The sequence below is a fragment of the Mucilaginibacter sp. SMC90 genome (assembly GCF_022811725.1).
Lineage (GTDB): Bacteria > Bacteroidota > Bacteroidia > Sphingobacteriales > Sphingobacteriaceae > Mucilaginibacter.
The window spans coordinates 4,799,814-4,813,455 of record NZ_CP094527.1; the positions used below are offsets into that span (position 1 = coordinate 4,799,814).

General features: G+C 41.6%; 14 protein-coding genes. 4 read left to right on the plus strand and 10 right to left on the minus strand.

The window, feature by feature from the left end; translation table 11 throughout:
• Positions 1–36: 36 nt before the first annotated feature.
• Together MTO98_RS20150 and MTO98_RS20155 are read left to right on the plus strand one after the other, a co-directional pair.
• A complete protein-coding gene (locus MTO98_RS20150) occupies positions 37–687 on the plus strand; it encodes an HD domain-containing protein (protein WP_243480787.1) in 651 nt (216 codons plus the stop codon).
• A gap of 70 nt (positions 688–757) precedes the next feature.
• Positions 758–1,264 (plus strand): hypothetical protein, encoded by a 507-nt coding sequence (locus MTO98_RS20155; protein WP_243480788.1) that lies wholly within the window; start codon positions 758–760, stop codon positions 1,262–1,264.
• 135 nt (positions 1,265–1,399) lie between these two features.
• Here MTO98_RS20155 and ligD read toward each other — a convergent pair whose 3' ends face one another.
• The 5 genes from ligD to MTO98_RS20180 form a co-directional block, all read right to left on the minus strand.
• Positions 1,400–4,126 carry a DNA ligase D gene (gene ligD / locus MTO98_RS20160; RefSeq protein ID WP_243480789.1) on the minus strand — a complete coding sequence of 909 codons (2,727 nt, stop codon included), beginning with the start codon at positions 4,124–4,126 and terminating at the stop codon, positions 1,400–1,402.
• A 7-nt stretch (positions 4,127–4,133) separates the two neighbouring features.
• Complete coding sequence (locus MTO98_RS20165) at positions 4,134–4,310, minus strand: DUF3606 domain-containing protein (RefSeq protein ID WP_243480790.1); 177 nt, start codon at positions 4,308–4,310, stop codon at positions 4,134–4,136.
• A 549-nt stretch (positions 4,311–4,859) separates the two neighbouring features.
• Positions 4,860–5,150 carry a hypothetical protein gene (locus MTO98_RS20170; RefSeq protein WP_243480791.1) on the minus strand — a complete coding sequence of 97 codons (291 nt, stop codon included), beginning with the start codon at positions 5,148–5,150 and terminating at the stop codon, positions 4,860–4,862.
• Between the two features lie 321 nt (positions 5,151–5,471).
• A complete protein-coding gene (locus MTO98_RS20175; RefSeq protein WP_243480792.1) occupies positions 5,472–6,767 on the minus strand; it encodes a sugar MFS transporter in 1,296 nt (431 codons plus the stop codon).
• A 27-nt stretch (positions 6,768–6,794) separates the two neighbouring features.
• Positions 6,795–7,439, minus strand: coding sequence for a carbohydrate-binding family 9-like protein (locus MTO98_RS20180; RefSeq protein ID WP_243480793.1), 645 nt, complete (start codon positions 7,437–7,439; stop codon positions 6,795–6,797).
• 252 nt (positions 7,440–7,691) lie between these two features.
• Between MTO98_RS20180 and MTO98_RS20185 the strand changes: the two genes are divergently transcribed.
• Positions 7,692–9,035 carry an FAD-binding protein gene (locus MTO98_RS20185; RefSeq protein WP_243480794.1) on the plus strand — a complete coding sequence of 448 codons (1,344 nt, stop codon included), beginning with the start codon at positions 7,692–7,694 and terminating at the stop codon, positions 9,033–9,035.
• A gap of 9 nt (positions 9,036–9,044) precedes the next feature.
• Here the strand turns inward: MTO98_RS20185 and MTO98_RS20190 are convergent, their stop codons facing one another.
• The 5 genes from MTO98_RS20190 to MTO98_RS20210 all read right to left on the minus strand — a co-directional run bounded on the left by MTO98_RS20190 (position 9,045) and on the right by MTO98_RS20210 (position 13,059).
• Complete coding sequence (locus MTO98_RS20190) at positions 9,045–9,464, minus strand: RNA-binding protein (RefSeq protein ID WP_243480795.1); 420 nt, start codon at positions 9,462–9,464, stop codon at positions 9,045–9,047.
• A 500-nt stretch (positions 9,465–9,964) separates the two neighbouring features.
• Entirely contained in the window at positions 9,965–10,789 is an 825-nt protein-coding gene (locus MTO98_RS20195) for a DUF4097 family beta strand repeat-containing protein (protein WP_243480796.1), read from the minus strand.
• 11 nt (positions 10,790–10,800) lie between these two features.
• Complete coding sequence (locus MTO98_RS20200; protein WP_243480797.1) at positions 10,801–11,667, minus strand: hypothetical protein; 867 nt, start codon at positions 11,665–11,667, stop codon at positions 10,801–10,803.
• Positions 11,668–11,682: 15 nt separating this feature from the next.
• The gene (locus MTO98_RS20205) at positions 11,683–12,498 is read right to left on the minus strand and encodes a zf-HC2 domain-containing protein (protein WP_243480798.1); all 816 of its coding nucleotides are present in this window, start codon (positions 12,496–12,498) and stop codon (positions 11,683–11,685) included.
• Between the two features lie 12 nt (positions 12,499–12,510).
• On the minus strand, positions 12,511–13,059 hold the full coding sequence (locus MTO98_RS20210) for an RNA polymerase sigma factor (protein ID WP_243480799.1): 549 nt from the start codon (positions 13,057–13,059) through the stop codon (positions 12,511–12,513).
• A gap of 182 nt (positions 13,060–13,241) precedes the next feature.
• Here MTO98_RS20210 and MTO98_RS20215 point away from each other — a divergent pair, with 182 nt between their 5' ends.
• Positions 13,242–13,604: a nuclear transport factor 2 family protein gene (locus MTO98_RS20215; protein WP_243480800.1), complete on the plus strand. Its 363-nt coding sequence runs from the start codon at positions 13,242–13,244 to the stop codon at positions 13,602–13,604.
• Positions 13,605–13,642 lie beyond the last annotated feature (38 nt).

A 13,642-nucleotide genomic window follows, 5' to 3' on the forward strand; every position in this document is an offset into this window, starting at 1 on the left:
GGCATAATTTTGAGGCATATTAATTCCATTAAAATTATGTCAGTAACTAAAGTAAAAACCATAGCAGGGATCACCATTCCTGATAGTACCATTGCCAACCATGCCACCGAACTTTTGTTGGAACATGGCACTGAGTTTATTTATAACCACTCGCTCAGGGTGTTCATTTTCTCTTCCCTCAACGGCGGGCGTAAACAATTAAAATACGATCCCGAATTGCTGTACGTAAGCTCCATATTTCATGACCTGGGCTTAACACCGCATTACAGCAGCGCTGATAAGCGTTTCGAGGTAGATGGCGCCAACGCAGCGCGCGATTTCTTAACAAGCTACGGTTTACCGAAAGATCAACTGCAACTGGTTTGGGATACCATTGCCCTCCATACCACCATCGGCATAGCCGAGTATAAAGAACCGGAGGTTGCCCTGATGTATTCGGGCGTTGGCCTTGATGTAATGGGCGAAGGCTATGAAAATTTAAGCGATGCCAACAGGGAAGAGATCATTACAGCATTCCCGCGCAATGATTTTAAAAAGAAGATCATCCCTACATTTTTTGGTGGCTTTGAGCATAAAACCGAAACTACTTTTGGTAATATCAAAGCCGATGTTTGTGCGTATATGATCCCCAATTTTCATAGGAAAAACTTTTGTGATTGTATCCTGCATTCACCATGGAAAGAATAATGGAATTTTAAAACATTTTGTGGTTTTGATAATTGTATCATTATTAATCAACCAATTAAATATTTCCGTTATGAAACATGCATTCATTTTTGGGACTACCATTTTTTTAAGCGAGCAGAACACACTAACTTACAGCGATGGGCTTAGTAATATTGAGTTTTTGAAGATCCTTTCGTTTTATGATGATCAAAAAGGCAAAGTGCTTACTATTGATGCCAGTATCAACACACAAAACGGCGAGGCTATCAGGATAAGTGCAAACGCTAATGAAAACAGTGCTAATGTACAGCTTGATGTAACCAGCGGCCGCATTAAGGTATTTCAACCCGGCCATGCCGAACCAGTGCTGGATGTTTACCAGTTCGATCCGCATGAGTATCCTGGTTTATCAAGCCACGTGCTTAACGAAATTCACGCGCAGCACCCTGATCATGTGGTAACCATTAAAGGAAATTTCTTTGTTGGCGGGGCACATTTCCTCATCGAAAATGAAAAGATGTTTATCGACAGTAATGGTTATGCCAATGGCGTGGAAAATGCGCACAATGGTATTATCCTGTCGGCGGCTGTGGCTTGAAACGATACAGGGTTTGTCATTTTGAACAGTTATACTCCGCGTCATTGCGAGGTACGAAGCAACCCCCGATTAGCAGCGCCGCTCTGTATAGTTTGGGATTGCTTCGTACCTCGCAATGACGCTTTTTGTTAATTTTCACTCAAAAACACTCTTCGCCTTTTTAATCGTTTTCTCCAGGTCGATGCCTTTTGCCAGTACCCCTTTAAAAAGATCACCGGTTTCCTTGAGCCGATCTATAGAATTGAAAATGGTAAAATCTTTCATGGTAAGCCCAGGCTTAACCTCGTCCCAATGCAAGGGCATAGAAACAGTAGCTCCGGGTTTGGGCCGCAATGAATACGGACCGGCAATGGTAGCACCCGGGCGGTTCTGTAGAAAATCGAGGTACATTTTGCCTTTCCGGTTGGCTACCATGCGTTCCAGACTGGTGTAATCTGGAATTTGCTTGTGCACAATATCCACAACAAGCCGTGCGAATAGCTGCGATTGATCATAATCATACTTAGCACCCAGCGGAATATAAATATGCATCCCTGTTGAACCCGACGTTTTGCAGCATGACGGTACATCCACTGCGTCCAATACTTTTTTCACCTCCAAAGCGGCTTCAATAACCTGGTCAAAGGTATTTTTATCAGGATCGAGGTCTATCACGCAATAATCCGGGTTATCCGGCGATTTTACCCGGCTAAACCAAGGGTTCATTTCAATGCATCCTAATGAGGCCATCCAAAGTAAATATGATTCATCAGAGCCTACCAGATATTCCTTATGCTCCCCTTCCCCATTGGTATACGGAAAAGTTTTGGTGATCCAGTCGGGCGCTTTGCCTTTCACATCCTTTTGATAAAAACTTGGCCCGTGTATACCATTGGGAAACCTGTTGAGCGACATTGGCCTGTCCTTTAAATAAGGTAGAATGTAATCGGCAACCTGGTAATAGTAATTAAACATATCACGCTTGGTTACGCCATCTTCGGGCCAGTAAACTTTGCTCAGGTGGGTAAATTTAAGCTCGTGTCCGCAAATTTTGCGTACCTGGGTTTCATCCTTCGGGTTAAGCAGGGTTTTACGATCTGTATCTTTCAAGGGTTTAATAGCTTTAGCATGAGTATCGTTATCAGTGCTTTCAACTTCTTCTACCGTTTCAGTAGTATCTTTTGGGGTTTCCAGCACTACATCTTTTGCTTTTTTATCGGTACGCATTCCCTTAAAGGAGGCTTGCCGGAACACGCCATCGCCGGTTACTTCGGCAAATGCAACTTCGCAAACCAGCTCGGGTTTGAGCCAGGTAGGCTTTGCACCTAAACGCTGTGGCCTGAACCGCGATGGCTTATCTACATCAGGTTCAACCTCAAACGGACTTTTATCGGTAATAAGGGGCTTAAACTGCTCCATCATTTCCTTTTGCAGTTTATCAGAAAAACCGGTACCCACTTTGCCAGCATATTGCAGCTTGCCTTTATCATCATACAAAGCAAGGATCAATGCGCTGAATGATTTAGAGGTGCCGGCGTTTTTAGTAAAGCCTGCAATGATCACTTCCTGCCTGCGGTGCACCTTTATTTTAAGCCACTCTTTTGAGCGAAGATCAGAAGTGTAAACACTGCTTGCTTTTTTGGCGATGATCCCCTCTAAGCCTATGCGTTCAGCAGCATTAAAAAACTCGATGCCACCGGTATCAAAAACCTTACTTTGCCGAATGCGGTCGTCATTTGTGGGGAGGATGGATGTCAATATTGCCTGGCGTTGTTTAAGGGGCAAATCCATCAGGTTTTTGCCCTCATACCAAAGGATATCGAACACATAATAAACCAGGTTGCCATCAGCCTCGCTCCTCCAGTTTTGCAGGGCTCCAAAGTCGGAGATTCCTTTATCGTTCAACACCAGGATCTCGCCATCAATTACAGCGTTTATCTGCCAGTCTTTTAATAATTTATTGATAGGGTAATACTTATCGAAAGGAAGATTATTACGGGAGATGAGTTCCGCTCCTTTTTTATCGATCACCGCAATAGCCCGATAGCCATCCCACTTAACCTCGTAAAGCCAGTCGGGATCGTCAAAAGGCTCATCAACCATGGTGGCCTTCATGGGCTTGATGTTGGTGGGGGCTTTCGATTTGGGCGCTTTTTTCAATAACTGCTCAACATCAAAATGTTCAATATCGTTGGTATCAACTTTATCTTCCAGCTCCTGAACCGGTTCGTTCAGGGCTTTTTTTTTAATTGCCTTCTTCGGCTTTTCTAAATCCTCCTCATGCCCGCGCTGCCAAACCTTTTCGCTTGTTTTTTCCATACTTTCTATGGATTTGCCGGAAAGGATTGATTTATCTTTTTTGGTGATGTCCCTGGCAGAAGCAAATTCGTCATTATGCTTAATGAGCAGCCAGCCGTTTTCACCCATACCATGTGTTTTAACAAGGGCGAACTCGCCCTCCAGCTTTTCGCCATGGAGTTTGATCTTTACGGAACCGGCTTTAAGCTGTTTAAGCAAGTGCTTTTCCTGCGCTTTTTTTCCTTTGATCTCATCTATCGGCTCATAGGTACCTTCGTCCCAAACAATGACGGTACCGCCGCCATATTCACCTTTGGGGATGATACCTTCAAAGTTCCGGTAATCAAAAGGATGATCCTCAACCATCATAGCAAGGCGCTTTACCTTAGGATCAGTTGAGGGGCCTTTTGGGATAGCCCAGCTTTTTAGCACGCCGTCCATCTCAAGCCTGAAATCATAGTGCAAGCGCGAAGCGTCATGTTTCTGAATCACGAACATCAGGTGATCCTTATCCTTGCTCCGGCCCGCTTTGGGTTCTTTAGTTTTGCTGAAATCGCGTTTTTCGGCATACTTTTCCAGGCTCATATTGATGCTATTTGTTATTCAAAAACTTGGCTACTGCGGCCGCTGAATTCCCTACAGCACGTACTGCCGTTTTTAATCTTTCGGGCCGAACACCAAATTTGTTTGCCCAATATTCAACCTCATAATTCTCACTGGTATTGATGAGGTTGCTGTCAGGCCATCCGGTTTTGTTTTTACTGTCCATAATTAGTTTTATAATTGATACTATATTGAACAGATAGTCCCTTGCAAAGGTTTGAGTATTAATTAATAAATTATTGTAATAAAATTAACGATCATTATAACTTATTCCCACCCATCGTTTTGTTCGGCGTAGTTTGGTATCATTATGTAAATAAGTACAGCAAGGCAGGCAAGCAGCACCAGCCGGGTTATCCAGAATATGAACATTTCCATAGTTAATTTCTTTAGATGTTTTTAGTTCAGTTTGTTACAAAGCTGTATGCATACCGCATGCCATCACATCATCTATCTAATTATCAATAAATTAAATAAAATATCCCGATCGAAAGGTTCACCATATTTCGGGCATTGACGATTATTAGTTGCAAACCACCCTGGCACAATTAACTAAGCTTAATATCTAAAACTGTATGGAAACGGTATTAAACAAAAAATCCGGCGAATTGGCCTATCAACTCTCCGGATTTTTGATACTCTCGGGTAAAAACTATCTCTCACGCATGAGATTTTATGAACCGAATGAAAGGCTAAATAAACAACTTACACAGAATCAATTAACCAGCTGCGGGATGCACAACGCTTCATTGACAAGCAGCCCCTTATCGCCATCCATGGTTTCGATCGTGTGAATGTATTTGTAAGTTCGGGTTAGCTGATCAAACCCCTGGTCGATAACATTGATATTAAGATCGGATATCGGAAAATCCTCACTGTTTTGAAGGCAACGTAACCTTTGATTATTTAATTGCAAAAAATCATTGATATAACCTTTTCCGTGCAGATCGATAACCCATTTGGTTAAAGTACGATTGAGCTTTTTGCAGGTTTTTACGTTTTTCATGATGTTGATTTAATTTAATACCCTGTTTATTAGCATAGTTCATCAAAAGTTATGGACTAATTTTCCGGCAAATGTTGTTCATTTTATCCGTTTTAAGCCAACAATTGAACCAAATTCACAATTCACTAATAATCAATAAATTAAATAAAATCAATTTGAATTTCATAACTATATATCGCAAAAAACTCAATTCATCGACGAAATACAGCGCGACATAAAACACTATACATCAAACACATAACCATCAACAAAATAAAACCGGGTTTCAGCATGATGAATAGTGCTAAAACCCGGTAAATATTAAAAAAAGAAATATTGAGATTATGCTTTTACGTTATGCCTGCCGGCTTTATGTCCTGCTGTTGAGTAATAAAGGATGAACAGGTAAATAGGGATAAGCATGATATAGGCCGACTGAGCCGAAAACCTTTCAGAAAAATAGCCGTACAGCGGTGGCAAAACCGCTCCGCCGGCAATTCCCATAACCAGCAATGAAGATGCAATTTTGGTAAAGCGGCCTAAACCTGCCAGCGCCAGCGGCCATATAGCAGGCCACATCAACGAATTGGCTAAACCAAGCAGTGCTATGCAAAATACCGATGCATAACCATGCGTAAGCAATGCTGCAGCTGTTAAAACGATACCCAAAATTGCTGAGGCCACTAACGCTTTTTGCTGCGTTATCAGTTTCGGAATACAAAAAACACCAACCAGGTAACCAACTATCATAGATACCAGAGTACACGATGTAAAAAACTTAGCTGTTGACAAAGGAATGTGCTGAGAAGTGCCATAAAGCGAGATAGAATCGCCTGCAATAACCTCGGCTCCTACGTAAACAAACAGCGTTGCTACGCCAAGCATCAGATGTGGAAACTGCGTAATACTTGTTTTGTTGGTATTTGCCGCAGCTACAGTTTCATCTTCATGCTCTGTATTTATTTCGGGCAGTGATGAAAAATAAATAAGTACCGCAAGTAAAATTAAAACTACTACCATAATGCCATAAGGCATGATCACTCTTGATGCCAGATCATTAAGTTCCAGTGCTTTTTCTGTTGCACTCAAAGTTTTAAGCTTTTCAGTTATTGCGTCAATGTTAGCAAGTACCACAGTTCCTAAAATAACGGGGGCCAAAGCACCGGCTATTTTATTACAAATGCCCATGATACTTATCCTTCTTGCAGCTGTTTCGGCAGGTCCTAAAATTGTAATGTACGGGTTTGAGGCGGTTTGCAATACTGTTAATCCGGTGCCCTGAACAAACAAGCCAATTAAAAATACGCCATATGTACGGGTGATTGCGGCGGGGACAAATATTAATGCGCCTACCGCCATTACAAATAAGCCTATGGCCATACCATTTTTAAAACCAAATTTCTTTATGGTTTTTCCGGCGGGGATACCCATTACAACGTAGGCAATATAAAAAGCCGTGGTTACAAAATAGGCTTCCTTAGTGCTTAACTCGCATGCTATTTTTAAATACGGAATTAGTGTACCGTTCATCCAGGTTACAAAACCAAAAATGAAAAACAAAGCACCGATAATTACAATGGGGTTTATCGCCGATTTTTTTACCGGCGATTCGATTACAGAGGTTGTTGCCTGGGCCATAGTATGTTATTTTAATTAGAGGTATTTTTAAACGAACTTTATTGTACCAAAAAACTGCGACAAATGAAAATCGGGCACGGGGCTATCAATATTACTCCAGCTTATAAAATGCGGCTCGGGCAATTCGTCGCCGCATTTAAAAAAGTTTGCCTTGCTCATTGTTCCTTTCAATGATTTTATATCATGGTAAATAAAAACATCAAAAGGGATCAGTAATGTCAACTCCCATGAATTAAAACCGGTTGAATCCGGAGTGCTGTTAATATTACCTGACGATTTTATGTTTCCCACTTTGTCATCGGGTATAGCTTTCCTCTCATTACGATCTTTACCGAAGCCAACCAATGCGGTTCCGAGCGCATTAAATTCCAGATTGTAATAATTGCTATCATCGTCAAACCCTATAAAAAGCTCTACACAGCTATCTTTATAAACAGGGTCGTTTGCACTCGTATATATCGCCCTGCTATGCAGCTCCTTTACATAATATTTTAGTACAATGGCATCTTCTGTATAAGCTATTGAAAAGCTAACTGATGGAAAATACCCTGTATCGCTCCATAAAAGATTATCAATAGCATACTTTTTCTCCTTGTTAACTAAGGCAGATAGCTCATCAAGATCATTTTCGTTGTAAGTACCCAGAATAAATTGGGCATAAACTTCTTTCACCGTTGTTTTATAAATTATTTCAGTTTCAATGTACCAAAAACTCACCTTTAACCCAAAGCAAATACCTAATTAACGAGTAAACACTAATTATTTCACCAAAATAGGTAAAAAGTTTATAAATTATTTACAAATCTATTTTTTACTTTTTAAAAAAATATAAAAACTTAGTCACTTAGACAAATGCTTTACCTTTCGGCAATTTCACTTTCTTTTCTGCGCAATAATTAACTATCTTGTACTAACCAATTTGTTATGAAAAGAAAAACTTTCATTCAATTAAGTACTACCTTAATGGCATCTCCCCTATTATCATCGCTTCCCTCATGGGCGCAACAATCACGCTTACAAAACTGGTCGGGCAATTTAACTTATAGTACGGATAATGTATTTTATCCTAAATCAGTTGAAGAAGTTCAGCAACTCATTAAAAAACACGATAAAATAAAGGCATTAGGCACTCGACATTGCTTTAATAATATTGCCGATAGCAAAGATAACCTGCTATCAACCCGCGATCTTAATAAGGTGGTATCACTTGACAAGCAAAACCATACAGTTACCGTTGAGGGAGGCATAAAATATGGCGAGCTTGCACCATACCTTCATAAAGAAGGTTTTGCCTTGCACAATCTTGCATCATTGCCGCACATATCGGTAGCTGGTTCAATAACAACAGCTACGCATGGTTCAGGCGTAAAAAATGGGAACCTGTCAAGCGCGGTAACTGGTTTGGAAATTGTTAAAGCTGATGGCAGCATCGTACATCTTTCAAAAGCAAAAGATGCCGCGAAGCTTAACGCCGCCATTGTTGGTCTTGGCGCTTTGGGTGTTATTACTAAGGTTACGCTGCAAATACAGCCAACTTACATGATGAAACAACATGTATTTACCGGTCTGCCTATGAGCGAGCTAAAGCAGCACTTTGAAAAAATTGTTTTGGCCGGGTATAGTGTAAGCCTGTTTACCGACTGGCAAAGTGATCACATCAATGAAGTTTGGATAAAGAGCCGTATAGGCACAGATAAAGATGAAAACCTAAAAGAGTTTTACGGAGCAAAGGCTGCTACAAAAAACCTGCATCCCATCATAGCCCTCTCTGCCGAAAACTGTACCGAGCAAATGGGCGTACCCGGCCCATGGTATGAGCGTTTACCTCATTTTAAAATGGGCTTTACCCCCAGCAGTGGCAAAGAGTTGCAGTCAGAATTTTTTGTGCCTTTTGATCATGCCGTTGAAGCCATTGAGGCTGTAGCAAAATTGGGTAAGCAGATCAGCCCACACCTGTTTATTACCGAGATCCGTACTATTGCCGCTGATAATTTGTGGATGAGCCCTGCCCATAACCAAAAGTCGGTAGCAATCCATTTTACCTGGAAACAGGAAACCGAAGCGGTATTGAAACTACTTCCCCAAATTGAACGGGAACTTTCGCCATTTAAAGCACGGCCGCATTGGGGTAAAATTTTCACCATGCCAGCTAAAACACTGGCGGCACGCTACGAAAAAATGGACGCGTTTAAAGCAATGGTAGCCGAATATGATCCGCATGGAAAATTCAGGAACCAGTTTTTAGCAAACGAACTTTACAATTCCTGAAACTAAAGCTTATGGCTGCTGCCTGCGGGGGCGTTTTGCCCTTGCCGGGGTGGCAGCTTCCTGCTGCTCAAACCTGTTGTTATTTTCCCTCGGGAAACGGGGCTTATTATAACCCTGTGGTTTTACTTTATTGAAACCAGGTTTGGGCCTTGCAAACTGCTGATGCTGTTTTTGTTGTGGCTGGTGTTTTTGCTCTGCTACCCTGACACTTATTTCGCGCTCGTCAATCGTAGCACCGTTCATGGCATCAATTGCGCGTTGAGCGCCTGCCTCGTCGGTCATTTCTAAAAAACCATAACCTTTACTAATGCCGCTGTCTTTATCAGTGATTATCCGCACAGTACTCACCGTACCATAAGCGCTGAACAGTTCAACAAGTTCAATTTCTTCCATGTCTCGCGGAAAACCCACGATAAAAAGTTTAACCATACTATTCTATGTGATTGCAATAGGTAACCAGTTAGCAAATATAGTGCACAAAAATGGTTTAGCCTATTGCACAACGGTCAGTTGAAAGCTAATTTATAAAAAAAGGCGTTCCAAATGATGTTCAAAACGCCTTTTTCACACAAATTGTATCATCAACGTTGCCAAGTCATTAGTAATGGAGAGATATTTCGTCAATTTATCGGTTTACCTCACAATCAACTAATTGTTAGTGAGCAAACAGCGCAAATTTGATTCTATAAACACATTCACCATCTATTTTTCTGTTATTTTCCCTCGCGGGCCCGTATTATTTAGATGATCAATCATGACACAGCACGCAAACTAACCAGTTAAAACTTTAATGTTTAGTTTATGACACTAATATTCTTAAAACCAATTTTGGCAGTACTAAATAAAGGAGACTTATTGCGGACAAAATTCCCCCGGTTTCCCCATGGCAAACCAATCATCTTATAAATTAACACTTAAAACACTATCGATTACTTTGCTTTACGGATATAAATACTTCCGAAAGTAGTTTTCATCAATAATTCGGGACCACCTCCGGCTATTTTTCCGTAAACCCAGTCTTCCATTTTCAAACTGTACATTCCTTTCTCGGAGGTATTTTTTGTAACTACCGGTTTTCTCTGCTCGGTAACCACATCAAAATCGGTAAATATATCGCCCTGGTCAGATTTTAATTTGACGTTGGCTTTAAGACCCGCCGGGAAAGTAACATCCACCTTACCGTTTAGTGTAGAAAATGCCATAGCGGCTTTTGCATCAATACTTTTAAAGGAAACCTCCACATTGCCATTAACTGTATTGGCCACGACAGATCCCGAAATATTGCCCAGTTTAATATAACCGTTTACATTCCTGATCTCCAGGTCGCCGCTAAGGTTGCTTGCGTTAATATTACCATTATTTACTGTCGACAATTTAACGCTTGTACTGTTCATGGGAACCTTAATAGTTAAATTGGTGGTTTTGTTAGGGCTACCGTGAATATTTACGGTGTTATTATTTTCCTCTGCCTGTACATCCAGATTATTCCCGGCAAACAGACGCTTCATACCTGTAGGAGCAGCCTCCTTTTCACGGTGTTTTTTTTCTTCGCCCTGGGCATCGACAATGATATCCTTCCCTTCATATCCCGTTACTGTGATGGAGCCATTAACCAGCCCCACTTCCAGCTTATACGGTTTTCCCGGATCGCTTAACGGTACAACTAATTGCCCCTTTTCTACGCCCTGCGCCCAAAGCCTCGCGCTCAGCAGCACAGTTAATATTAATACGCCTGTAAATTTTATCGTTTTCATGTTGTTATTTTTTATTGTTGCTTTTTGATATAAATATTACCGTTAAGTGTTTCAAACTTAAATAGTTTTCCGCCTGCACCTATCCGCACGCCATTATTTTTGCTGAGTTTGTACGTAGTACCCGATCCGCTTTTTGATTCGCTTTTACTTACCCTTGTAGGCAATACCTCCACATCCAGAAAATCGGTATAAAACTGACCGTTCATGCTTTTAAATTCCAAATCGGCCGCCAGGTTAGCAGGATAAGTTACTTCAAGTTTTCCATTAAGCGTATAATAACTTGAAGCATCGGGAGGTATTGATAAATAAGTTACTTTGAGAGGTCCGTTAATGGTGTGTGCACTGGTTGTACCTTTAGCATCGGCAATGGTTATGCCGCCGTTTACGTTGTTTACCTTTAATGCACCGTAAACATCTTTAACTTCAACATCGCCCTCATTTACTGTCGATACACATAGGTTCATGCCATAAGGCACTTTTACGGTATATTCCAATTTCACAGTGTAGTCAATATGTCTGTGCTCTTCATCGCGGTTCCAGTTACGGCGCGGGCGGGTATCATAGGGCGCTGCCGTGTAAGCGATAATACTATCAGCTTTTTGATCGAATCCCAATTTAACTTCCTTTTTACCAGTTTCTACATCTCCTGAGTTTTTCCCCCTGATGGTTTCATCAATTTCAATGGATACCTGGTTGCCCGAATATCCCTGCACGGTTATCGATCCAAAAATATTGTAAATGGCCAGCGTGGTACCCGAAGCTGCCCCCTGCAAAGTAAATTGCTTGCTTACATGCTCTTTATAATCCTGGGCTTGGGTCGAAATTTGGGCAAAACAAAGCCCCAGACCTGCTAAAACAGGCATTAATGATCTTTTCATGATTTGGTTTATTTTTTAAATAAGTTGGGTTATGGTTTGTTTGATCTTGTCGCGTACGCCATGATCAAGGTCTTTTTGTTTCAATAGCTCCCTGAATGAGCCTACTGATCTTTTTTCCTGCAGTTTAAGCATCACATCAGCAATGGCCAGTTGCATCAGCGGCGAATCCTGCTCAACTATTGATTTAATGAGGCCTTCCCTCACCTCCGCGTGACCGGCAAGATGAGTCAATGCATCAAGTGTGCTCAGGCGTACATTTACATTAGGGTCGTTATTCAGCGTAGCTAACAAAGCATCTATTACCTGTTTATCGGCATGTTTGATCTCGCTGGTATAGCTCACCCCCCTGATCCGTTCAGATGCCGATGGATTTTCAAGCAGGGCCAGCATCATGGTTTGTTTAAGCTCATGCACCTGCGAGCTTAAAGCTTTCAGTTGTTTGTCTTGATCGTCGCTTTTGCTTTTGCCCAAAAACAGGTAGCCTGCGCCAACTAATATCACCACCATTACCAGGTTATAAGCCATAGGCCATCTTGGCTGCCATTGCCAGAAACTGCTAAAATGAAACTTAATATCGGCCCATAAACTGCTTTGTTCCTTTACCGATTCTTTGTAAGTATCGAGCATGGCATAAAACTTCACACTCATATTGGCCGATGGTTCGGGTGTTTCAATTTGTTCCATATGGCCCCATAGTTGCTGTAAAGCCTGCAACTCATTGCGGCAATGGTCGCAGCCGGATATATGCTGTTCCAGCGCCCCCTTTTCTTCCGGGCTTAATTCTTTGTTTATCCAACCGGTAAACAGTTCCTCGTATAGCTCACATTTCATCTTAATACTGTTTTATCGTTCCATTTTTACATAAATACTTTTAAGCTCCTGCATTGCCCGGTGAATGCGCACCTTCACCGTACCTTCGGTCATGCCCAGTATCTGGGCAATCTCCTGGCATTTCAGCTCCTGAAACCGGCTCAGAGCTAAAATCTCCCGCTGGCTTTCGCTTAGCTTTTCCATGGCACGGTGCAGCTCGGCTTTGGCCTGCTTTTTTTCAAATTGCTCGTCGGGTACAAGGCCACCGGCTATGGTTTCTGCAGCTTCCACACCCTCGTGCTGTACATGCTGCTTGTTTTTGCGCCAATGATCTTTTAAAACGTTGCGTGCGATGGAGTACATCCAGTGGATATATTCGCCGGTACCGGTAAAGGTGTGCCGGTATTTAAGCATCTTATAAAACACCTGCTGCACCATATCTTCGCTCAGCTCGCGTTGATAGGTCATGTGGAACAAAAAGCCATACAACTGCCGATTATAGCGTTCAAAGAGCATACCCATCCTGTCAAGGTCGCCGGCTTTCACCTTTAGCATAATGGCGTTGTCTGTAAGCGTGTTCAATCAGTTTGTAATTATGTATATACCCTAAGTACTTCGGCAGTAGAAAATGGTTACAGAAAATTTTTATTTTTTTTTCAGGGGATACAATTGCAGATCAAACTTAACAGAAATTTAAACGAAATATGCAATTGGTTTGAGTTGTTATTAACTAACTTTATAACAACAATTAAAACCATAAGATCATGACCACCACCCAGGTAGCAGAAAAATTAGTACAGTATTGCCGCGAAGGCAAACATACCCAAGCTATTGATGAACTTTATGCAGATAATATTGTGAGCCGTGAAGTAAAAGGTTCGCCGATGGAGCTTACCGAGGGTAAAGAAGCTGTTAAGGGTAAAACCGAATATTGGTATGCCTCGGTACAGGAAATACACAGCGGCGAGGTGTCGGACCCGATTGTTACCGGTAACTTTTTTGCTGTAACCATGGATATGGATGTTACCTACAAAGAAGGCGGCCGTATGCCGATGAACGAAATAGCCGTTTACGAAGTAAAAGACGGCAAAATTATAGCAGAGCAGTTTTTTTATAATATGGGCTAACAGCACCTAACCAATAATAAGCAATTAAGGCCTTCGCT